The organism is Halioxenophilus sp. WMMB6 (assembly GCF_033283405.1).
Lineage (GTDB): Bacteria > Pseudomonadota > Gammaproteobacteria > Pseudomonadales > Cellvibrionaceae > Halioxenophilus.
Genome location: NZ_JAWMQR010000003.1, coordinates 377,382 through 400,740 on the forward strand (window position 1 = coordinate 377,382; position 23,359 = coordinate 400,740).

19 protein-coding genes and 1 other RNA gene are annotated in these 23,359 nt (G+C 55.0%); 1 reads left to right on the top strand and 19 read right to left on the bottom strand.

Going from position 1 to position 23,359, the window contains the following annotated elements; all coding sequences use genetic code 11:
• Nucleotide 1: 1 nt before the first annotated feature.
• The 19 genes from SBL51_RS10635 to rsmI form a co-directional block, all read right to left on the bottom strand.
• Entirely contained in the window at nt 2-937 is a 936-nt protein-coding gene (locus SBL51_RS10635; protein WP_317930914.1) for a M23 family metallopeptidase, read from the bottom strand.
• Between the two features lie 407 nt (nt 938-1,344).
• On the bottom strand, nt 1,345-2,262 hold the full coding sequence (gene lpxC / locus SBL51_RS10640) for a UDP-3-O-acyl-N-acetylglucosamine deacetylase (protein ID WP_317930915.1): 918 nt from the start codon (nt 2,260-2,262) through the stop codon (nt 1,345-1,347).
• A 218-nt stretch (nt 2,263-2,480) separates the two neighbouring features.
• Nucleotides 2,481-3,707, bottom strand: a complete 1,227-nt coding sequence (ftsZ, locus tag SBL51_RS10645; protein ID WP_317930916.1) for a cell division protein FtsZ — start codon at nt 3,705-3,707, stop codon at nt 2,481-2,483.
• 75 nt (nt 3,708-3,782) lie between these two features.
• Nucleotides 3,783-5,015, bottom strand: a complete 1,233-nt coding sequence (gene ftsA, locus SBL51_RS10650; protein ID WP_317930917.1) for a cell division protein FtsA — start codon at nt 5,013-5,015, stop codon at nt 3,783-3,785.
• Nucleotides 5,016-5,071: 56 nt separating this feature from the next.
• The gene (locus SBL51_RS10655) at nt 5,072-5,725 is read right to left on the bottom strand and encodes a cell division protein FtsQ/DivIB (protein WP_317930918.1); all 654 of its coding nucleotides are present in this window, start codon (nt 5,723-5,725) and stop codon (nt 5,072-5,074) included.
• Nucleotides 5,726-5,894: 169 nt separating this feature from the next.
• Nucleotides 5,895-6,815 carry a D-alanine--D-alanine ligase gene (locus tag SBL51_RS10660; RefSeq protein ID WP_317930919.1) on the bottom strand — a complete coding sequence of 307 codons (921 nt, stop codon included), beginning with the start codon at nt 6,813-6,815 and terminating at the stop codon, nt 5,895-5,897.
• A 16-nt stretch (nt 6,816-6,831) separates the two neighbouring features.
• Nucleotides 6,832-8,220 (bottom strand): UDP-N-acetylmuramate--L-alanine ligase, encoded by a 1,389-nt coding sequence (murC, locus tag SBL51_RS10665; RefSeq protein ID WP_317931149.1) that lies wholly within the window; start codon nt 8,218-8,220, stop codon nt 6,832-6,834.
• Nucleotides 8,221-8,248: 28 nt separating this feature from the next.
• Nucleotides 8,249-9,331: an undecaprenyldiphospho-muramoylpentapeptide beta-N-acetylglucosaminyltransferase gene (gene murG / locus SBL51_RS10670; protein ID WP_317931150.1), complete on the bottom strand. Its 1,083-nt coding sequence runs from the start codon at nt 9,329-9,331 to the stop codon at nt 8,249-8,251.
• Between the two features lie 20 nt (nt 9,332-9,351).
• Nucleotides 9,352-10,545 carry a putative lipid II flippase FtsW gene (gene ftsW, locus SBL51_RS10675; RefSeq protein ID WP_317930920.1) on the bottom strand — a complete coding sequence of 398 codons (1,194 nt, stop codon included), beginning with the start codon at nt 10,543-10,545 and terminating at the stop codon, nt 9,352-9,354.
• Nucleotides 10,542-11,915, bottom strand: coding sequence for a UDP-N-acetylmuramoyl-L-alanine--D-glutamate ligase (murD, locus tag SBL51_RS10680; RefSeq protein ID WP_317930921.1), 1,374 nt, complete (start codon nt 11,913-11,915; stop codon nt 10,542-10,544). Before murD ends, ftsW begins: the two co-directional genes overlap by 4 nt.
• 3 nt (nt 11,916-11,918) lie before the next feature.
• Nucleotides 11,919-13,001: a phospho-N-acetylmuramoyl-pentapeptide-transferase gene (gene mraY, locus SBL51_RS10685; RefSeq protein ID WP_317930922.1), complete on the bottom strand. Its 1,083-nt coding sequence runs from the start codon at nt 12,999-13,001 to the stop codon at nt 11,919-11,921.
• A gap of 5 nt (nt 13,002-13,006) precedes the next feature.
• Nucleotides 13,007-14,365: a UDP-N-acetylmuramoyl-tripeptide--D-alanyl-D-alanine ligase gene (locus SBL51_RS10690; RefSeq protein ID WP_317930923.1), complete on the bottom strand. Its 1,359-nt coding sequence runs from the start codon at nt 14,363-14,365 to the stop codon at nt 13,007-13,009.
• The gene (locus SBL51_RS10695) at nt 14,362-15,855 is read right to left on the bottom strand and encodes a UDP-N-acetylmuramoyl-L-alanyl-D-glutamate--2,6-diaminopimelate ligase (protein ID WP_317930924.1); all 1,494 of its coding nucleotides are present in this window, start codon (nt 15,853-15,855) and stop codon (nt 14,362-14,364) included. The genes SBL51_RS10690 and SBL51_RS10695 overlap by 4 nt, the downstream gene beginning before the upstream one ends.
• Nucleotides 15,852-17,621 carry a penicillin-binding protein 2 gene (locus tag SBL51_RS10700; protein ID WP_317930925.1) on the bottom strand — a complete coding sequence of 590 codons (1,770 nt, stop codon included), beginning with the start codon at nt 17,619-17,621 and terminating at the stop codon, nt 15,852-15,854. The genes SBL51_RS10695 and SBL51_RS10700 overlap by 4 nt, the downstream gene beginning before the upstream one ends.
• Nucleotides 17,618-17,935: a cell division protein FtsL gene (gene ftsL, locus SBL51_RS10705; protein WP_317930926.1), complete on the bottom strand. Its 318-nt coding sequence runs from the start codon at nt 17,933-17,935 to the stop codon at nt 17,618-17,620. The genes SBL51_RS10700 and ftsL overlap by 4 nt, the downstream gene beginning before the upstream one ends.
• 76 nt (nt 17,936-18,011) lie before the next feature.
• A complete protein-coding gene (rsmH, locus tag SBL51_RS10710) occupies nt 18,012-18,944 on the bottom strand; it encodes a 16S rRNA (cytosine(1402)-N(4))-methyltransferase RsmH (protein WP_317930927.1) in 933 nt (310 codons plus the stop codon).
• An 11-nt stretch (nt 18,945-18,955) separates the two neighbouring features.
• Nucleotides 18,956-19,399: a division/cell wall cluster transcriptional repressor MraZ gene (mraZ, locus tag SBL51_RS10715; protein ID WP_317930928.1), complete on the bottom strand. Its 444-nt coding sequence runs from the start codon at nt 19,397-19,399 to the stop codon at nt 18,956-18,958.
• Nucleotides 19,400-20,166: 767 nt separating this feature from the next.
• An RNA gene (gene rnpB / locus SBL51_RS10720) (RNase P RNA component class A) lies at nt 20,167-20,517 on the bottom strand.
• 38 nt (nt 20,518-20,555) lie between these two features.
• Nucleotides 20,556-21,410 carry a 16S rRNA (cytidine(1402)-2'-O)-methyltransferase gene (gene rsmI / locus SBL51_RS10725; protein ID WP_317930929.1) on the bottom strand — a complete coding sequence of 285 codons (855 nt, stop codon included), beginning with the start codon at nt 21,408-21,410 and terminating at the stop codon, nt 20,556-20,558.
• A gap of 24 nt (nt 21,411-21,434) precedes the next feature.
• On the opposite strand from rsmI, the gene SBL51_RS10730 reads away from it, so the two are divergent.
• Nucleotides 21,435-23,357: a penicillin-binding protein activator gene (locus SBL51_RS10730; RefSeq protein ID WP_317930930.1), complete on the top strand. Its 1,923-nt coding sequence runs from the start codon at nt 21,435-21,437 to the stop codon at nt 23,355-23,357.
• Nucleotides 23,358-23,359: the final 2 nt, after the last annotated feature.

The window sequence follows — 23,359 nt, forward strand, 5'->3', positions numbered from 1 at the left end:
ACTATTTTCGGGGAGTTCGGTGTATATAAGAGGACGGGTCGACAGGGCGACCGTTTTTATAAACTTCAAAGTGGACATGGGGGCCTGTGGATCGACCACTGCTACCCATTAACGCGACAATCTGGCCTTTTTTAACCACATCACCCACTGCCACCAGGTTTTCACTGTTGTGTGCATAGCGGGTGGAGAAGCCCGAGCCGTGGTTGATTTCAACCATTTGGCCGTAACCGTACCGGTCGCCAGACCAGGTCACCACACCAGAGGCTACCGCCACAACATCAGAATTGAGCTGCCCGGCGAAGTCCATACCGCTGTGCCAGGCTAAATGGCCATTAAACGGATCGGTACGACGACCATAAAAAGAGGAGATCCAACCCTTTTTGATCGGTCGACCAGCGATGAACACATCATTCTGGATTTTGCGATTGGCCATCAGCGCTTCCAAGGTATCCAGCTGCTGCTGACGATCCTCAATTTGAGCGGCCAACTCATCGATCACATCGATAAAACTGGGCGGGTCAAAACTGATGCTTTCGCTACTGTTTTCCGGGCCACCCAGGGCCGGAGCCTGGCTGAAATCAAACTCGCCGGCGTCCAAATCGGCGGCTGTGGTCAAGCGCTCACCCAGGGCATCAATACGCAGCAGCCGGGCCTGTAGCTCTGCCACCCGTAAAGTAAGGGCAGAAAGCTGCTGTTCCGCTTCACGCTTGGAGTCTTTGATAGCCAGCTCTTGCTCCTGCAAGGAAGCCTGCCAAGCCTGAGCGGTGTCGGAATCGACGAAATCGGAATTGTGCTGGGAGGCAAATAGCGCGCCCACACTGGTACCCACGCCCAAAGGTAAACCCAATAGGCATAGCGAAAGCACGGCCTTTGTCCAGCCGCTTAGGGTATAGGTTTTGGTACCGGAATGGCCTTTACCAATAACAATTATCTTCATAGTGCTCACAAACACACCGAAAAGTGCGTTTCGATTCTTTACCAGATCGCTACCAACGGCCTAGTAGATCCGCTGGAAAGCTCACACTTGGGTGTAGAATTTTGGCATATTACCAAAATACTGATTGGTTACGGCCAGTTATACCCGCCGATAATGCCAAAGACTTTTAGGTGACACAACTCTTCGTTTGTGAAAAACCGCATATTATTCAACCAAAGCCTTAGGTTTTGATAGGATCATGCCGACCAGTAAACCTTCTGACAGTGTAGTCAGTGACTGTTGGTTTTGCGTGGTATCGGGGGGACAGGGCGGTATTTCGGGCAGATGAACGGAGGTTTGGCTATCAATCCCTCACCGCCACAAGGAGAATGGCGCCAAGCTTTATTGAGCCTGGCGCCACGCCTGCATCAATAAGCTGCCGCAGCAACCGGTTTGATATAAGAAATGGGCGCCACTTGATTATCTTCAAAGGTGACCACTTCCCAGGCATCTTCCTGTTTAATCAGTTCTCTCAGCAGCCGGTTGTTGAGTGCGTGGCCCGATTTATGGGCTCGAAACTCGCCAATCAGGCTATTGCCGAGCAGGTAGAGGTCGCCAATGGCATCGAGGATTTTGTGTTTTACAAACTCATCTTCGTAGCGAAGACCATCTTCATTAAGTATGCGATATTGATCGACCACAATAGCGTTATCCACACTGCCACCCTTGGCCAGACCTTTTGAGCGCAAATATTCAAAATCGCTCATAAAGCCAAAAGTACGCGCCCGACTCACCTCTTTAACAAAGGAGGTACTGGAAAAATCGACTTCAGCGCGGGCGATGCGATCACGAAACACTGGGTGATCAAAATCGATACTGAACGACACTTTAAAGCCATCAAAGGGGTAAAACTCGGCAACTTTGTCACCTTCGCTTACCACCACTTTGCGTTTGATGCGGATGAACTTCTTGGGGGCGTTTTGCTCTTCGATACCAGCAGACTGAATCAGAAAAACAAACGGACCGGCACTACCGTCCATGATAGGCACTTCCGCCGCACTGACCTCCACCACGGCATTGTCAATTCCTAAACCCGCCATGGCAGAGAGCAGGTGCTCAACCGTGGAAACACGTACATCTCCTTTCATCAGGGTAGTGGAGAGGGTTGTGTCCCCTACGTTTTGAGCCTTGGCGACAAGGTCAACCAGTGGTTCTATATCGGTGCGGCGAAAGATAATGCCGGTATCCACCGGTGCTGGTTTCAATGTGAGAAAAATCTTCTCACCTGTGTGTAATCCAACGCCGGTCGCACGAATAGCGTTTTTAAGCGTACGCTGCTTGATCATCGAAGAGGTGTTACTCCAATCGTGGGACAGTCCCTGGTCCAACTCAGTAAAAGGAAAAAATTGGCGGCAATACTACCACAAAGTTGTGACAGCGAAACCACACTACCCGACAAACTGACAGGATCGCCTAAAAACTCCGGGACAAGTGGCTCTCCCACTACCGAGATAACCACCGCCAATGTTCACCTTGCGCTATCGATGCCCAATCAGCTTGCCTCTTAATCTGCCTGCCGACGCAAAAATGCTGGAATATCCAGATAATCCAGATCTTTATCATCCATCGGCTTCAGCTCACGCATAGCGCCAGACTTGGACGACACCGCGGTTTGACCCGCGTGAGCCGGATTAGCGACTGAACGCATTGACTGTGGCTTGCGCAAAACAGTAGGCCGGTCCAGACTCGCATAATCTGGCTGAACGGCAGCTGAAACAGCCGCTCTTTCCACAGTTTTTTCTGCATTAACCGGTTTATCCAGCACCCCTTCCGCAGGACTGCCAAGGCCAGTAGCCACCACAGTAACACGCAGTTCACCAGCCATCTCCGGATCAATAACCGTACCCACTACTACCGTCGCGTCATTGGAAGCAAACTCTTCGATGGTGTCACCTACTTCACTGAATTCGCCCAACGAAAGATCCAGACCAGCGGTGATATTAACCAGAATGCCACGCGCACCTTGCAGGTTGATGTCATCCAACAGCGGGCTTTTGATGGCAGCCTCTGCCGCTTCGCGGGCGCGGCCGTCACCCTTGGCGGAACCGGTACCCATCATCGCCATGCCCATTTCAGACATCACCGTGCGCACGTCAGCGAAGTCGACGTTGATCATTCCAGGGCGGATAATCAGATCGGCAATCCCCTGTACAGCACCCAACAGAACATTGTTGGCTTCCTTGAAGGCATCCAACAGTGAGGTGGTGCTGCCCAATACCGAGAGCAGTTTTTCGTTGGGGATGGTAATCAAGGAGTCGACCCGCTCCTCCAGCTCGGCGATACCCAGATCAGCGATCTTCATACGCTTTTTGCCTTCGAAGGGGAAAGGCTTGGTAACCACAGCCACAGTAAGGATTCCCAAGTCCCGTGCAATTTCCGCAACCACGGGCGCACCACCGGTACCGGTACCACCACCCATACCGGCGGTGATGAATACCATATCCGCACCGGTCAGCACTTCGGCAATACGCTCACGATCTTCCATCGCGGCCTGACGACCGACATCCGGGTTGGCACCAGCCCCCAGCCCTTTGGTCATGCCTTGTCCCAGCTGTAACACAGTGCGCGTATCGACATTTTTCAGTGCCTGCGCGTCTGTATTAGCACAGATGAATTCAACGCCCTCAACGTTGCTTTCAATCATATGCTTAACGGCGTTGCCGCCACCGCCACCAACACCAATTACTTTAATCACTGCATTTTGAGGAATGCTGTCTACCAGCTCAAACATAATGCCCTCTCCAATTTGATATTACGTTGTTTACCCTGATGAAATCGTTTACTTACTCAATTAACTGCTTGTTTCTTACATGTTTGATTCGAACCACTTTTTGATCCGCCCCCAAAAATTTTCACCACTGACGGCTGGCTGCTTGCGATTACCGTCCCGGTTTTGACGCATGCCGTACATCAGCAAACCGACACCCGTGGAGTAGATCGGATTATTAACAATATCGGTGAGACCACGAATCCCCTGTGGCACACCCAAGCGCACCGGCATATGAAAAATCTCTTCCGCCAGTTCAACCACACCTTCCATTTTTGATGTGCCGCCGGTTAACACGATGCCGGCGGCAATAAGATCTTCATAACCACTGCGGCGCAACTCGGCCTGTACCAAGGTGAAGAGTTCGTCGTAACGCGGCTCGACCACCTCGGCCAATGCCTGCCGGGAGAGATCCCGAGGCTTGCGATCACCGACACTGGGAACTTTGATACTCTCGTCATCACCCGTTAATTTTGCCAAGGCACAGGCATATTTAATTTTTATCTCTTCGGCGTGCGGCGTTGGTGTACGCAGAGCCATGGCAATATCGTTGGTTACCTGATCACCAGCAATGGGGATAACACCGGTATGCCGTATAGCCCCCTCACTGAAAATAGCGATATCGGTAGTACCGCCGCCAATATCAACCAAACAGACACCAAGCTCTTTTTCGTCTTCGGTTAAAACCGCGTAGCTGGAGGCCAGCTGTTCCAGAATCACATCCTCAACATCCAAACCACAGCGCCGGATACATTTTTCAATATTTTGTGCAGCGTTTACGGCACAGGTGACCAGGTGCACTTTCGCCTCCAGGCGCACACCCGACATCCCCATCGGCTCCTTCACGCCTTCCTGATCGTCAATTAGATACTCCTGCGGCAAGATATGGAGAATTTTCTGGTCTGCGGGAATGGCAACCGCCTGAGCGGCGTCGATAACCCGCTCCAGATCCTGTTCCATCACTTCGCGATCTTTAATTGCCACAATGCCGTGGGAGTTCAAACTGCTGATATGGCTACCGGCAATACCGGCATAAACCGTCTCGATATGGCAACCGGCCATTAATTCGGCCTCTTCCACCGCTCGCTGAATCGATTGCACGGTGGATTCAATATTAACCACAACCCCTTTTTTCAAGCCGGTTGATTTGTGTGAGCCGATACCAATAATTTCTATCTCACCTTCAGTGGTGAGTTCTCCAACGATAGCCACCACCTTGGATGTACCAATATCCAAACCTACTATAATGCGGTTATCGTGCGCATTTGCCATTGCCAATTCCTTGTAATATTTGGCTGATAATTCTTAATTGCTAACGACTGTTTTAATTAATTCGCCAGGCTCAACGCTTGCGGCGACCACTCGACAGCCAGGCCATTGTGGTAACGCAGGTCTACCGAATAGATATCGGCCAACTTGGGCTTCAACACGGTTTCGTAAACAGTGCTGAAGCGCTTTATTTTTTCCAGCAGCTGATCTCGCCCCAAACGGATAACCAAGCCATTATCCAAGGCCAGCTGCCAGGAGAGATCATCTTCCAGCGTCAGCTCATTCACCTGCAATGCCAGTGGTAGCAACAGGCTGGCAATCTCGACGTATTTTCTGGCCACCTTCTGTTGGCTCTGTTCCGGGCCACGCAGCAGCGGCAAATCCTGTAACACGGAGTTGTCACCCACGTTTTTCTCTTCACCGGCCTGATTAAGAAAACTGCTGTCCCCCCAACGGGCAATGGCTGTCTCTTCCACCAAACTCACCTGCAGACGATCAGGCCAGCGCCGGCTTAATGTTGCCTGGGCAATCCACGGGTCGGCCTCAACACGCTCTTTCAAGGTCAACAGATCGACATTTAAAAAGCGACGATTGACCACCGGCTCGAGCAGTGTGCGCAGGTCTGCTTCGGTAACGTGTTTCAAATTACCTTTTATATCCACGGCGGCGATGGGCTGATCAACCACGCGCGCAAATGAATCTTTTAACGTCACCGCAATCGTACCGAGCGCAACGGTGGATATTGCGGCAATAAAACAAGCAACAAACCACCCAGAAATTCGACGGCCACGCGCGCGTGAGGGCGCCACCAAATCGCGGCGGCGACTGTTGGCGGACGGTTTCCGTTTGCTGACAGGCTCTCGCTTCGCCACGTTGCGCATGCTAATCAATAAGCTCCAAAATTTTTACACAGAGTTCATCAAAACTTAGCCCCACAGCTTTAGCGGCCATCGGTACCAAACTATGGCTGGTCATACCCGGTACGGTATTTACCTCCAGCACAAAAAAGTTGCCATCGCTATCGGCCATGAAATCGACCCGTCCCCAACCGCGACAATCCAAAGCCTGGAAACTTGCCAACGCCAGTGACTGCAGTCGTTCGGCTGGCTCTCCGCTTAAACCACAGGGGCAGAGGTAACGGGTTTCATTGGAGATATACTTCGCATCGTAATCGTAGAATGCATTGTCCGTTTCCAACTTAATGGCCGGCAGACTCTGCCCGCCCAAAATAGCCACCGTATATTCCGCACCAGTGATCAGTGCCTCGGCAAATACCGCGCGGTCGTACTGACTCGCCATTTGATACGCTTGTTGCAGTTCGGCCGCACTGTGAACTTTGCTCATACCAATACTGGAGCCTTCATGAGCGGGCTTTACCATGGCCGCACCACCCAACTTGTTCATAACCGCAACCCAATCGCTATCGGCCGAAAGAACGGCGAACGGGGGCGTGGGGATAGCCAAGGCTTGTAACACGTATTTGGTTTTCAGTTTATCCATGGCCAGGGCCGAAGCCTGCACCCCGCTGCCGGTGTAACCAATACCCATAATCGTCAGCAGTGCTTGGATAGCCCCGTCCTCGCCACCCGGGCCATGCAAAGCGATAAATGCCCGGTCGATCTGAGCCTGCTGAATTGCAGAGATCGGATCCTGCTGTAGATCCAAGGCAACCACCTCTACGCCTGCGTTTAACAGTGCCTGATACACTGCTTCACCACTTTGCAACGAAACCTCACGCTCGGAAGAGGTGCCGCCATAGAGCACCCCGACCCGACCAAATTTTGCAACCGACGCTGCCGTCATACTCTGTTCACACTCACTAGCGCAATTTACGTTTGGCCAACTCTTTGGCCAAACTGCCAACGTTACCCGCCCCCTGGGTAATCACGATATCGCCGGATTGGACAATATCGCGAATCACCTCTGGCACAGCATCAATACCCTCAACAAAAATGGGATCCACCAAGCCGCGGGTACGAATACTGCGGCTCAGTTGCCGACCATCAGCACCCTGAATCGGCTCTTCACCAGCACTGTAAACTTCAAGCAATACCAACACATCCACCGTCGATAACACCTCGACGAAATCTTCAAACAGATCCCGCGTCCGGGTGTAGCGGTGTGGTTGATAAATCATGACCAAGCGTCGATCCGGCCAACCATTGCGTACCGCTTTAATGGTTGCGGCCACCTCGCGCGGGTGATGTCCATAGTCATCCACCAACATGACGGTGCCATCCCCCAGGGCCAACTCACCCACCACTTGAAAGCGGCGGCCAACGCCTAAAAATCCCGCCAACCCGGTTTGAATCGAGTGGTCATCAATGCCCTCATCAATGGCTACGGCAATAGCGGCTGTAGCATTAAGCACATTGTGCACACCGGGCATATTTAAAAATATCTCCAAAGGTTCGGTGCGATCCGGAATTTTCACCTTAAAGCGGCTGTGCATCCCCTCCTGCCGAACATCAATCGCCTGAAAATCACACTCCTCCGACAAACCGTAGGTGAGAATGGGCCGGGAGATATCGGGTATCACTTCGCGCACCACCGGGTCATCACCACAGACAACAGCCAAACCATAAAAAGGCAGGTTGTGTAAAAACTCGACGTAGGTGCGTTTTAATCGGGAGAAATCTCCTTCATAGGTATCCATATGGTCGGCGTCGATATTAGTCACCACCGCCACCATCGGTTGCAGATGCAAAAAGGAGGCATCGCTCTCGTCCGCCTCGGCAATTAAATAGCGGCTCTTGCCCAGCTGGGCATTACTGCCAGCGCTATTGAGCAAGCCACCGATCACAAACGTGGGGTCGCGCTCGGCGCTGGCAAAAATAGAGGCGATCAAACTGGTGGTGGTGGTTTTACCATGGGTACCAGCCACCGCGATCCCATGCCGATAACGCATCAACTCGCCCAGCATCTCCGCCCGGCGCACCACCGGAATCCGATACTCACGGGCACCAATCAACTCCGGGTTGCTGGCAGAAATCGCCGTAGAGTTAACCACCACATCCGCACCCACCACATTGGCACCGTGGTGGCCGATATAAATTTTTGCCCCTAGATCCGACAGGCGCTCGGTGACTTCCGAGGTGCGCAAATCAGAACCGGAGATCTGATAACCTTGGTTGAGCAGCACCTCGGCAATACCCGACATGCCCGCGCCGCCAATACCAATAAAATGTATCCGCCGAATGCGGCGCATCTCTGGAATTTGATTGATCGAAATTTGACTATTGGCCACTGTTTAAAACCTCGAAGCATTCAGAAGCAACTCTTTCTGCTGCGTCTATTTTTGCAAGTGCGCGAGCACTGCAGGCCATTGCCAGAATGGCCGCCCGATCATTGATTGCCGTTTCCAGCTCCGCCACCAATTTGGTAACGGTTAAATCCCGCTGCTGGCACAGATGCGCAGCTCCCTGCCCTACCAACCACAAGGCATTGTGAGTTTGGTGATCATCAATGGCGTGCGGGTAAGGCACCAACAGTGAGGCACAGCCTGCGGCGGCAATTTCCGCAATCGTCAGTGCCCCTGCCCGACACACAATAAAGTGTGCCCAGCCGTAGGCTGCCGCCATATCCTCAACATAGGGCTGAACCGCAACGCCCTCGGCGTTATAAACAACGCCCGCCTGCTTATAGGCGGCTTGGGTCTGCTCGATATTTTTCTGACCACACTGATGTAAAACTTCAATTTTCACATTGCTCTGGTGGTTCAACTGAACCAGCGCCTGGGGCACCAACTCATTCAACGCAGTGGCTCCCAAACTGCCGCCCAAAATCAATAGGTGGAAGGAGGAGTCGCTGTCGGTGCTCTGCCAACGCTCATCGGGCGCGGGCAGCCTGCTAATATCTGCCCGTACCGGATTTCCCACCACGGCCGCTTTGGCAAACACATTGGGGAAAGCGGTAAACACCCTGTTGGCAATTTTGGCCAGCAACTTATTGGTAGTGCCGGCGATAGCATTTTGCTCATGTATCAGCAATGGCAAACCCAACAGTTTGGCCGCCACACCACCGGGGCCTGCGACAAAACCACCAAAGCCGACCACCACTTCTGCCCGGCGCTGTTTAAAAACTTTTTTCGCCTGTGTAATGGCACGCATCAACAGCAGTGGCGCTTTTACCAGGGAAAGCACACCCTTGCCGCGCACACCTTCAATATCGATAAAATCCAACTCAATACCGGCAGCAGGCACCAGCTGGGCCTCCAACCCTCGGCGCGTACCCAACCAGGAGACCGCAGCACCCTTGGCTATCAGCACCTGCGCCACCGCCAAGGCCGGGTAGATATGGCCACCGGTGCCACCGGCCATAATGATAATGTTGGGCCCAGTCACGGATTGCCCCCCGCTTTGGGTAGCTGGGCATCATTCAACTCTTTTTGAATCCGCAGCAGCAAACCCACCAACATCATGCACACCAGTAGACTACTGCCGCCGTAGCTGACAAAGGGCAGAGTCAAACCTTTAGTAGGTAGTAACCCAGAAGCCACACCAATATTGATAAATACCTGGCAGGCAAACAGCACACCGATACCAAACGAGGCAAAACAGGCGAAATCGTTGTCTTGCTGAATTGCTTTGCGGGTTAACAAAAACGCTTTCACAATCAACACCACAAACAGGCTCAGCACCACCAACGCACCGATAAAACCAAACTCTTCGGCAACCACTGCAAAAATAAAATCGGTATGCGACTCCGGCAGAAAAAAGAGCTTCTGAATACTGTTCCCCAAGCCCAATCCCAACCATTCGCCACGACCAAAACCAATCAACGACTGCACCAGCTGATAACCGGAGTCAAACTGATGAGACCAGGGGTCCAAAAAGGCATCCAGGCGATTGCGGCGATACTCTTTCGAGAACAACAGATGTTGCAGCGCAAAATAGCCAAATGCTCCCATGCCGAAACACTGCCAAATTTTAATGCCGGCAATAAACATCATGGCCAGTACCGAGGCCATCAAGACCACGGTGGTCCCCAGGTCCGGCTCCATCAAAATCAGCACGGCGATAAAAAAGAGAATCGCCAGCGGTTTTAAAATTGCCCAGGTGTGAGCCTGAATCCGTTTGTGCCACTTCGCCAAGTAGCTGGCGAAGAAAATAATGCTGCAAAATTTTGCCAACTCCGAAGCCTGCAAATTGATCGGACCAAAGCGCAACCAGCGTCGGCTGTAGTTGGCCATGGTGCCGATACCCGGAATTAACACCAGTATCAGAATGACAATCGCCGCCAGCAGCATTATCCAGCCGTAGCGACGCCACAACGCCAACGGCACGCTGGCCACAAAGGCACAGGCAACCAGGCTGATCAACAAAAAGACACCGTGCCGGCGAGCGAAATACCAGGGGTCGCCATAGCCACCCTCACTGCCCGACAGTGCCGCCACACTGATTGATGAGGAGCTAACCATCACCGCCCCAAACGACAACAAAACCGCCACCACCAACAGTAACCAGCGATCGGCCAAGAGCCCATCAAACAACTGCTGTCGCCAGGGATAGTTGTCTACCATTGCCAGTCTCATGCGGCCAGCGCCTCCACCGCAGACTCAAACACCTGGCCACGATGCTCGTAACCATTAAACATATCGAAGCTGGCACAGGCCGGTGACAACAACACCAAGTCGCCCGCCGCCGCCAACGCATAGGCTTGCTCAACCGCCTCTTGCATAGTGGCTACCGCCACTACCGGCACGGCCGGCTTGATGGCCGCAATAATTTTTTCAGCATCTTCGCCCAGCACCAGTGCCGTGGCCACGCGTTCGCCAAGTCCCCCCAGCAGCTCGGTAAAATCGGCACCCTTGCCCTGGCCACCGAGAATAACGTGTATACGCCCTTGGCTATTGGCGGTGCCTTGCAGGTCACTACTCAGCCCTTTTAAGGCCGCCAGAGTGGCACCCACATTGGTCGCTTTGGAATCGTTGATAAACACCACGCCGTTTTTCTCCGCCACCCACTGGCAGCGATGGGCCACGCCGGGAAATGCCGCTAAAAACTGCAGCGCGGCGCTATTCAGTACACCCATCTCATCCACCAGCGCCATGGCCGCCAAGGCGTTGCTGTGGTTGTGTGATCCGCGCAGTTGCAGTCGGCTCACGGCCAGCAAGGGTTCTGTTCCTTTCGCCAAATAGGCTTCCTGGCCGACTTGCAAAATACCAAACTGTTTTAAATCCGGTGCACTCAAACCAAAACTGACCTGCTTAACCCCGGCCGCCAGAGGGCCGCGGGTGAGCGGATCATCACGATTGACCAACATGGTCTGCACACCGAAAAAGATGCGCATTTTGGCGGCGTGGTAAGCGCTGTAACTTGGGTAGCGATCCATATGATCGCGACTCAGGTTAAGTACCACCGCCGCCAAGGCAGCCAGATTATGGGTTGTTTCCAACTGAAAACTGGAGAGCTCTAGCACGTAAAAATCGGGCGTTGGCTCTGCCAACAGATCTAATACCGGTGTACCGATATTGCCGCCCACGGCAATGTTCAACCCAGCCGCCGCAGCCATGCCACCCACCAGAGTCGTCACTGTGGTTTTACCGTTGGAGCCGGTAATGGCGATGATCGGCGCTTGGGCATGGCGCACAAACAGATCGACATCGCCAAGCACCGCGACCCCGGCCTGCTCGGCGGCGGCAATAGCCGGCTCCGTTTTGGCGACTCCCGGCGATAAAATTATTTGGTCGACCGCGGTTAACGTCTCAATATTTAACGGGCCACAGACCGGTTTCTGCTCGGGAAACTCGGCCAGAAATTGTGGCAACAGCGGCGGCTCGGCACGGGTATCCAAGAGGATAAAACGCTCCCCTTGACGCGCCAAAAAACGCGCCGTGGCAAGGCCGGAGATACCCAGCCCCACCACTGCCGTTAATTTACTTGAGGCGATTAAATCAGCCATGGCTTACCGCAGTTTCAACGTCGCCAACCCAAACAAAACCAGCATCACGGTAATAATCCAAAAGCGGACGATTACCCGTGGTTCTGGCCAACCTTTTAATTCAAAGTGATGGTGCAAGGGCGCCATCCGAAAAATGCGTCGACCGGTTAATTTGTAGGAGCCAACCTGCAAAATCACCGAAACCGTCTCCATCACAAACACGCCACTCATAATGAAAAACACAATTTCGTGACGCACAATCACGGCCACCGTGCCGAGTGCTGCACCCAGCGCCAGGGCACCCACATCCCCCATAAACACCATGGCGGGATAGGTGTTAAACCATAGAAAGCCAAGCCCGGCGCCGGCCAGAGCTGCACAAAACACCGCCAGCTCGCCAGTACCCGGAATATTTTGAATATGCAGGTAACTGGAAAACTCAGTGTGGCCCACCAGATAGGCAAAAATACCGAGCGCCGAACCCACCATGACCGAAGGCATAATGGCCAGACCATCCAAACCATCGGTAAGGTTTACCGCGTTACTGCTGCCAACAATGACGAAATAGGTCAGCAATATGTAAAACACACCGAGATCGATGGCCACGTTCTTAAAGAAGGGGACAAACAGTTGGGTTTCAGCCGGTACCTGTGCGGTGCAGTACAAAAAGATGGCCGCACCCAAACCCGCCAGGGATTGCCAAAAATATTTCCACTTGGCGGGCAGACCCCGCGAATTTTTCTGTACCACCTTACGGTAGTCATCCACCCAGCCCACCACCGCAAAAATGGCCGTAACAATCATTACCACCCACACGTAGCGATTACTGAGATCAGACCAGAGCAGAGCACTGACAAAAATGGCGGCCAGAATCAGGGTTCCACCCATAGTGGGCGTGCCGCTTTTACTTAAATGGCTCTGTGGGCCATCGTCGCGCACCGCCTGGCCAATTTGTAACTTATTCAAGCGGCGGATCATCCAGGGCCCCAAGGTCATAGAGATGGTTAGCGCGGTCAAAACCGCCAAAATGGCCCGCAAGGTCAGGTACTGAAATACACCAAACCCGCCGATATAACCTTGTATGGCCTGCGCCAACCAAACCAGCATTACCCCTATACCCCTTCTTTTAAGATGGCCTGCACAACGGACTCCATACCGGCGCTGCGCGAGCCTTTAATCAGCACCACCACCGATGCATCGAGTTCATTGATTAACGACTCACTGAGTGCCGCATTATTAATAAAGCTTTGGGCCTGCTCCCCAAACTCTTGCGCGGCCAATTCGCTGAGCGGACCCGCCGTTAACAGTCCATCCAGCCCCGCCGTTTTGGCATAGCGGCCAATCTCCTTGTGGGCGGCCTTGGCCTCCGCGCCCAACTCACCCATATCGCCCAACACCAAAAGACGCTTGCCCGGCAGTTCAGCCAACACATCTATGGCCGCCTTCACACTGCCCGGGTTGGCGTTGTAGCTGTCGTCGATTACCCAGCAACCGTTGACGCCCTCGTAGAGACAGAGGCGACCGGGCACAGCGCTAAATTTTTCCAGGCCCGATTTAATCGTGGCCAGGGTCGCTCCCAAAGGCACGGTACAGGCGGCAGCGGCCAGAGCATTGGCCACATTGGCGCGCCCGAGAATCTGCAAATCAATAGCGACCTTGCCGACTTTGGAGCAGAGTTCAAAACTGGCCCGGCCGCCTTTATCGATGTGCACATCAGTGGCATAAAGATCGGCAGAGTGGTCCACCAGGCTGAAGCCCAGCCAGTTGCGCTCACCAATTTCCTGCAACCACTGGCCTGCGAAGTGATCATCGAGATTAATAATGGCGACGCCGTCGTCAGCCAGCCCTTGGTAAATTTCACCTTTGGCGGTGGCAATCGCCTCCACCGAGCCAAAGCCCTCCAGGTGGGCAGGCACCACGTTATTGACCAGTGCCACCTGCGGTTTCGCCAGGTTAACCAGGTAGTCGATCTCGCCAATGGCACTGGCACCCATTTCGATCACCGCGAACTGCTGTTCCGGCGCGAGCCGTAACAGGGTTTTAGGCACACCAATATGGTTGTTGAGGTTGCCCTCGGTGGCCAGTGTGGTGGCCATCTCCGACAAAATGGCCGCCACCATGCCCTTGACCGTGGTCTTACCGCAGCTGCCGGTGATCGCCACCAGCGGCTTCTGCCACTGCTGTCGGTGCCAGCTGGCAATGTCGCCCAAGGCATCGGTGGTATCCGCCACCAGAATTTGGCTGGCGGCGAGACCGGCCTGCTCCCGGCTGACCAGTACCGCAACCGCGCCCTGCTCCACAGCCGTTGCGGCAAATTCATTGCCGTCGAAATAGTCCCCTTTCAGGGCGACAAACAGGTCGCCAGGCTGTACCGAGCGGCTGTCGGTAGTGATACTGCTGACACTGGCATCACTGCCCAGTAACTCGCCACCGGCGACTGCGGCCAATTCACTCAGGCTTGTAGTTATCATTGGTTCTGCCCCAGTTGTTGAACGGTATGCGTACACACTTCCAAATCGGAATGGTTGAGCCTCTGATCACCAATCAGCTGATAATCCTCATGGCCTTTGCCAGCCACTAACACCAGATCCTCAGGCGCCGCCTGGCGGATGGCGAGCGCAATAGCCCGCACTCGATCAAGTTCAACCAGCACATTTTCTGGCGCATGGAAGCCCTCCAGAATGTGATTGAGTATCTGCACCGGCGATTCCGTGCGCGGGTTGTCGTTAGTCACCACCACCCGGTCGGCCAGACGCTCCGCGATAGCGGCCATCTCCGGTCGTTTTCCAGGGTCGCGATCACCACCACAGCCAAACAGACACCACAGCTGGCCGTTACAGTGTTGGCGCAGCGCTAACAGGGCCTGCTCTAAGCCATCCGGCGTGTGGGCGTAGTCGACCACAACTGTCGCCACCGCAGGAGTGCCCGCAATCGTTTGCATACGGCCGGCCACCGGCTGTAGCTGTGCAACACGCTCAGCCACCTGGGACAGAGATTGCGTCTCGGCCAACTCGGCCGCCAACACCCCCACCAGATTACTGAGGTTGAACGAGCCAATTAATGGGCTCTCGATCGGTGCACTCCCCCAAGGGGTACGCAACTGCGCCCGGGCGCCGCCCGCCCAATAGTCGACGTCGGTCACTGCGACATCGGCACTGAGTTCGGTGATTGAGTAGGTCAACAGCTCACCGGCACCGCGATAGTCAGCCGCCCACTGTTTACCCACGGCATCATCCAGGTTGATCACCGCCTGCTTTAACTCGGGCCGGGTAAACAGCTGCCACTTGCTCTGCCCGTAGCTGGCCATATCGCCGTGATAGTCGAGATGGTCACGGCTTAAATTGGTGTATAGGGCCGTCTCTACCGGCACCGCCGCCATACGCCCCTGATCCAGGCTATGGGAGGAGGCCTCCATCGACACCCGGTCAATGCCGTCGGCTTTGAATTCTGCCAAGATCGCCTGGGTGGTAACGGCATCTGGCGTGGTTAAGCCCGTGTGCTTAAGTGGCTGGCCAATAACACCATAACCCAAGGTACCAATGACACCACACGCCTCCCCCGCCAACTGCCGCAACTGGGCGTAGAGGTGGCTGCAGGTGGTTTTGCCGTTGGTGCCAGTCACTGCAAATACCGATAACGCGCGCGCCGGGTGGCCGTAGAAGTTGGCCGCCAACTCGGATAAACAGCGGCTCAAGCTGGGCACACTCACCACCGGCACAGCACCGTGCCATTCCAGCGAGGGCCGCTCGCCCTCCGCCAAAACCAGGCTGCAGCCGGCCGCCAGGGCGTTGTCGATAAAGCGCCGGCCATCCACCTGGGCTCCAGGCACCGCACAGAAGGCGTCACCTAAACGCACTTGGCGGCTATCGAGCACCAACCCCTTGGGCGTAATAGCATTAAGCCGGGGCTCGTTGGTGAGCTCCGGCCAGGAATTCAGCAGTGCGGCAGCCGAAACTGTCATCGCCTCACCTCGGCCACCTGCGTGGCAACCGGTTCAATCTCCGGCGGCACTTCCAACAGCCGTAGTGCGGCGTCGGTAACCCGGCCAAACACCGGCGCGGCCACTTCGCCGCCGTAATACTTGCCGGTTTTTGGTTCGGAGATCACCACCACCACTACAATGCGCGGGTCATCTAAGGGGGCAAAGCCAGCAAACAGTGAGCGGTAGCGATCGTCGGCATAGCCGCCACCACCTTTGCGCGGCAGGTGAGCCGTTCCCGATTTGCCCGCCGTGGAGTAATGATCGAGGTGCGCACGGTGGCCGGTACCGCCCTTGTTGGTCACTGTAGCCAACATCGATTTCATCTCTTCCGCCAGCTCCGCAGACAACACCCGCTCGCCGGCTGGATTGTGCTCTACACGCAGCAGTGACACCGGTTTGCGGATGCCATCGTTGGCGATCACGCTGTATGCCTGGGCCAGCTGCAAAACGCTGGTGGTGAAGCCATAACCGAAGGCGTAGTTGGCCGTAGTCACATCGGGCCAGCGGTGGTACTGCGGCAGCAAGCCGCCACTCTCACCGGGAAAACCTGTACCCATCGCCTGCCCAAGACCAACCCGGTAGTACATATCGCGAATAGAGGTCGGCCCGGTGCGCAGGGCCAGTTTGGTGGTCCCCACCTGGCTCGACTTGGTAATAATTTTGGTAACACTGATTGGCCCGTAGTTGACCGGGTCAACAAAGGTTTTGCCACCCACATAGAGGGAACCCGGTGAGGTGTCGACAATCGAGTCTTTGCCAACTATGCCCTTTTCCAAGGCCGCCATAATGCTGAACGGCTTTATCGTGGAGCCGGGCTCCATCTGGTCAACAATGGCGCGGTTGCGCATCGCTTCGCTCAGCTCTTCCGGCTTTAACCCGGTGCGATCGTTGGGGTTGAAAGAGGGGGCATTGACCAGCGCCAGAACCTCATTGGTGTGGGCATCCAACACCACAATCGAGCCAGATTCGGCTCGTTGTTGGGTAACGGCGGTTTTCAGCTCACGATAAGCCATGTATTGCAGGCGCAGGTCGATCGCCAAGGCGAGGTTTTTACCGGGGCTGGCCGCTTCGGTGATGCCCACCTCGCGAATCACGTTGCCCTTCTCATCCTTCACTACGGTTTTTCTGCCTGAACTGCCGGTCAGCCACTCGTTGTAGGCAAGCTCCAGTGCCTCCTGGCCCTGGTCGTAAATATCGGTCACCCCCAGTAGCTGGGCACTAACCTCGCCCGAGGGATAAAAGCGACGATACTCCGTTTGGTAGTAGAGACCAGCGATTTTCAACGCCTTGATGCGCGCCGCCTGATCGGGAGGCATGCGCGTGGCGAACGACATATAACTGTGGTTGCGGTAGCGATCCAGCTTGGCCTTCAACTCGCCCAGGTTCATATCCGCCAAACGGGCCAGATCCGCCAACTGCTTGTGTTCAGAAGTAATCAGTTGTGGATCCAGGGAGATGGTCACCAACGGCGTACTGACCGCCAGCGGATCACCATTACGGTCGGAGATCACACCGCGATAGCCAGGGATAAGCTCCGAGCGAACCGTGCGATCCTCACCGGCCTTGCGCAAAAAATCGGCGCCGCGGTCGGTATTGGGCAGCACTTGCAGCCAGGCGAGCTGAGCCACCAGGGCCAGCCCCATACAGGCCATTACCCCGCACACAAAGTAAAAGCGCCACCGGGATACCAACACCGGCGGCGCGAGCTTTACGTTGTTTTTTTTCGGCTTGCGCTTCGCTGTCATCGCTCAACCACTACGATACTCTCCGCCGGTGGCGGAGCCATCTGCAACTTCTCCACGGCAAGGTTTTCCACCCGACTGTAGGCGCCCCAGGCACTGCGCTCCAACAAATACTGTCCCCACTGCTCCTGCAGTGCGGCCGATTCCGATTGCGCCACAGCCAACTCTGCCGTCAATTGGCGGGATTGGTGGCTGGTGTAAATCACCGCTACCGCCGACGCCAACACCAATACCCACAGCACGGCCACCAACAATCGGCTCGGCCAACCGGTGGTTGGGGCTGAATCGGAATAATCTAATGCGGTTCGCGTTACCATCACTTTGCAACCGTGGTTGTCATTTGCGTTTAAGTTGGGTTGTCGTTTACGTCGGGTTCTGTGCGTGTTGGCGTTGTTATTTAATTTTTTCTGCGACTCGCAAAACAGCGCTGCGCGAGCGAATGTTTTCCGCCAACTCTTTCTCTCCAGCTTTTTGCGCCTTCGCCAATACCTTCATGCGTTTGTTCAGAGCGCTCTCCATCACTGGCAGCCCCTTGGGCAACTGATCGCCCCGCTCTTGACGACGGAAAAACTGTTTGACGATACGATCCTCCAGTGAGTGGAAGCTGATCACCACCAGCCGCCCACCAACCGCCAACATCTCCAAGGCCACAGCCAGAGCCTCCTGCAGATCATCCAACTCCCGGTTCACCTGAATCCGGATTGCCTGAAAGGCTCTGGTCGCTGGGTGCTTGCCCTTCTCCCAAGCCGGATTGGCCTCGGCGATCACCTTGGCCAACTGGCCGGTGCGGGTAAAGGGCTGTTGCTGACGGTGATTAACAATCGCCCTGGCCATGCGTTTGGCGAACCGCTCTTCGCCATAGTTTTTAAACACCCAGGCAATGTCCTCTTCTGCGGCCCGGTTGATCCAGTCCGCGGCACTTTCGCCAGCGGTGGTATCCATGCGCATATCCAGCGGCCCATCCTGCAGGAAACTGAAACCGCGCTCAGCCTGGTCCAACTGCGGCGAGGAGACACCCAGATCGAGCAGAATGCCGGTAACCTCACCCGTTCGCCCCAGCCCCTCTAGCATGCGCCGCATCTCGGCAAAGGAGCCCTGCTCTATCTGAAAACGTTGATCTTCCGCGGCCAAGCGATTGGCCACCTCGATCGCCTCTGGATCCTTATCGATAGCCAGCAACCGGCCAGATTCATTCAACTGCTTAAGGATGGCCCGACTGTGCCCGCCACGGCCAAAGGTGCCATCAATGTAGAAGCCACCCGGATCAGTAATTAGCGCATCAACGGACTCGTGCAATAGCACCGAGTAGTGGCTTGTTTCAGCCAAGCTGCTTACCTCTAAAAGTCGAGACCAGCAAGATCATCCGGAACCGGCTCGTCAATGTCGCTATCGACCCACTCTTTGAAGCGGTCTTCATCCCAAACCTCAAAGCTTTTGCCCTGGCCAATAATCAGCAGTTTGCGATCCAGCCCGGCGTAGTCGCGATGCTGGGTGGGAATCAACATGCGGTTGTTGCCATCCATCTCCGCAACGTGGTAATAACCCAACATCAGTAATTTGGTGCGCCGCGCCTGCTTGCTGCTACGGCTTTTTATCTCTTCCAGTTGCACGGCAATCTCATCCCAGTAGGGTTTTGGGTAGAGCACCAGGCAACGATCTTGAGTGGAGGCGGTCAGCACCAGCTCGCAGTTACAGTAGGCCGTCAATTGGTCACGGAGATCCTTTGGAACGGCAACGCGCCCCTTGGCATCCATCGTGACTGAATGACTACCGTAAAACATTTATTTCCACCGGAGGACACTGAAGGCCCACTAAAGATCACAAAATTCTACTAATTACCACTTATTCCCACTGGCACACTATATGTGGCCTCCGGCTAAAGTCAAGCTGGAGCAATCCATTTAGTGCGTTGATCTACAAGGAAAAAATTGTTCTCTGGCGGGAAAAATCAAAAACATGCTGTTTTCACAAACTGATCAGAAATCCAACAAATCCATAAATCTCTTACAAAACAGCGACCTAGCTAAAACTGTGAGAAATCACTTTAGCTTTTAGATTGATTTCCAATTACTTCCTCGCGCCTTTACACCGAAATGTAAATTTCTCGGGCTTCTTATGCCTGCGCACCTGCCAATGGGGCTAAGCCTTAAAAAGGGACCCGATTTGATGCTAGCGACCAAATCTGGCCAAAAAGGGGCAGCTGAGTGGTAAAAAGTGGGAGGAGCGGTGGAATTTTGTGGGAAACGCTCGCCAGTCTGGTGGCAATCTGTGGTTTTCAGCCGCTGGCTACACCGCGCAACCTGCCGAAAGCGCTGGCTTGCCGCCCGCTTAACCACCCAAAACCACTTCCCACCACAGGCGAGCCCTAAGCACATTGCGACACCAGCAGGAACGGCAGACAGACCACAGCGCTCCTGCCAGGCAGTAAATATCGTTGGCGCCGGATAGATAAAGAAGAATAACTATAGAGGGATGAAAACAGCGATAGAGCGCGGGCACCCATCAGACGCAGGGGTACCAACGTGACATTAGTAGGTATAAGGAAGAGATTCGAAGTCGACCTATAAGCCGGGTTCTGTCGAGGACAATCATTCATCTTGGGCGTTCGTCACCGAACACCTCTAGCGACCTACCCGCCTTCAGTGCGGGTCACACCATAGAAGGCCTATTTGGTCTTGCTCCGAGCGGGGTTTACCGTGCCACGAACTGTTACCAGTCGCGCGGTGCGCTCTTACCGCACCCTTTCACCCTTACCGGCTACCGAGGTAGCTTAGGCGGTCTGCTCTCTGCTGCACTTTCCGTAGGCTCACGCCCCCCAGACGTTATCTGGCGCTCTACCCTGTGGAGCCCGGACTTTCCTCCCCACCCATACGGGTAGAGCGATTGCCCAGTCGACTTCGAGGCCGGGAGACTACTCTCATTTCCCAACCGGTGCAATTACTCGCCCGCTTTCTGTTGCATCAACCACTGATAGAGTGCGTTCTTTTTCAACCCGGTGTATTCCGCCACCACCCCCGCCGCCTTTTTGGGGGGCATATGAGGTAACAGCAGAGCTAACAAGCGGCGGCTCTCCGCATCTATCTCAGCAGTTACGGCGGCAGCACCAGCGATCATCAGTACGATTTCACCCCGCTGCTGATTGCTATCTTCGGCTACCCGAGCCAGTACCTGAGCCACGTTGCCCGCCAGAAAGGTTTCAAAGGTTTTGGTCAACTCCCGGGCTAACACCACCCTACGCTCCATACCAAACACCGAGGCAACATCCTGTAGGCAGTCTAAAATTCGATGGGGAGCTTCGTAGTAGACCAGCGTGGCCGTCTCCTCCACCAGCGACTGCAATCGTTGTTGGCGAGCCTGCTGCTTGCTGGGCAGAAAACCCTCAAACCGGAAGCGGTCTGTCGCCAGCCCGGAGGCGCTCAGGGCGGTGATCAGGGCACAGGCTCCGGGGATGGGGGTAACCGTGATTCCCTGGCGACGCGCCTCGGCCACCAGACGATAACCGGGGTCTGAAATGAGCGGAGTCCCGGCATCCGATATGAGCGCAACTTTGGAACCCGCTCTCAATTTTTCAATCAGTAACTCCGTGCGCCGCTCATCTGTGTGATCATGGTAGGCAAACATCGGCGTACTGATACTAAAGTGTGACAGGAGCTTGGCACTATGCCGGGTATCCTCCGCTGCAATCAGATCCACTGTTTGGAGAGTTTCCACTGCGCGGGGTACCATATCGGCCAAATTGCCGATGGGCGTTGCAACCACAAAAAGCTGCCCGAACTCGGTTTCGCTCGGCATGTATTGTTCACCTGGAAAATGTAAATGGTAAGTTTAAAACAAATGGTCCGGAGTTTGACCACCGGCCCACATGATCAAGCCAAACAGTTACTCCATATTGGCTGTCGCGGATTGATCGCCGGTGTAACTATCTCTCTGGTGGCCTGTGGCTCGGTAGAGACCAAACCGGTCGGCCCCCTGGCCGTTTCCAGCCAAAGCCATGAAGATGCCGACGCCCTGTTAACCGCGGCCAGTTTCGCGGAACTCAGCGGCGACCGCACTAAGGCCGCAGCCGGCCGCATGCAAGCGGGCCAGATTCTCTTGTCACTGAATGAATACACCACAGCCTGGCGTGTTTTTAACGATATCGACCCCAATTACCTGCTATTGGTTGACCAAAACCAATATCGACTCGCCGTCGGTGACCTGGCGCTGCTGATGGGTGAATATTTTGCTGCGAAGCGGGTGCTGGCCAGTGATTTTCTGCCTGAAAGCATTCCACAGATGACCGTTGAGCAGGAACTCCACTGGCGTAACAACCGGGCAACGGTTTTCTCCATTGTCGATGAACCGGTTACCGCCATTAAAGAGTACCTGGCCATCATGCCCCTGCTGGTGGATGCCGAGGCGGAGCACACCAACAACGAGACCATATGGCGCCTGCTGATGAGCCAGCCGCCCACCACACTCAACGATCTCAGTCTGAAAGAGAAGCTGCCAATGCTGCGGGGCTGGTACTCGCTGGCGGCAATTAGCAAGAACAACCAGACCAATATCGAACAACAGTACTTGCAGGTGGAGAGCTGGCAACGGCAATGGCCCAATCACCCCGCCAGCCTGACGCTACCCGACGACCTGCAGCTACTGCAACAGCTGGTCAAACAGCAACCCAAACAGGTCGCCCTATTACTGCCATTAACCGGCAAGTACGCCACTGCCGGGGAAGCGGTGCGCGACGCCTTTATGGCCGCCTACTACTCAGCGTTGAAGGCGGGCCACACCAGTCCCCAAATCCAGGTTTACAACACCGATCAGGCCGACATCAACGCCCTGTACGACCAAGCCGTTGCCGAGGGAGCCGAAACCATCATTGGCCCTCTGCAAAAAGCGCCGCTGGAAGAGCTCAATTTACGGCCCGCACTGCCGGTGCCGACACTGGCACTGAACTATTTGGTGAGCGAGTCGCTGTACACCGAGAACCTCTATCAGTTTGGCCTGGCCACCGAAGATGAGGCCCGCCAAATCGCGGAACGCGCCTGGCGCGATGGTCACCGCCGGGCCATGATTCTCTCCTCCAACCGGGACTGGGGCCAGCGTGCCGCCCGCGCCTTCACCGATGCCTGGCAGGCACTGGGTGGAGAGCTGGCGGTAAATACGGAATTTGCCCAACAGAGCCTCTTTTCCGAGGCCATCGAGCGCTCGCTCCTGGTCGACCGCAGCAAACAGCGGGCGAGAGACATTGAACGCTTAACCGGCACCAACATGGAAACGGAACCACGCAGTCGCAGTGATATCGACATGATTTTTATGGTTGCCAACCCGGAAGATGCCCGCCAGTTAAAGCCGACCCTGGCCTTCCACTATGCTGGCAGCATACCGGTCTACGCCACCAGCCAGGTGTTTGACCCTACAGCCACCACCACCAACAATAACGACCTGAACGGTATTCGATTTACCACCCTGCCCTGGTTTTTTGGCTTCTCCGCAACCGAGCGCGACGCACTCGATGCTAACCTCCCTGCCCAGAAAAACCTGCAGAACCTGCACGCCTTGGGCGTGGATGCTTACCGCCTCTACCCACGACTGCTGCAGCTTCAACAAATAGGCCGAGCCCGTTACTATGGTGCCACCGGCGAGCTCTACCTCACCGCAGCCGGCCGCATAGCCCGCCAGGAGAGCATTGCCGTTATCTCCGGCGGTCAGGCAACCCTGCTACCCACGGTGGCGAATGGCGCGGTCATGGATTAAAC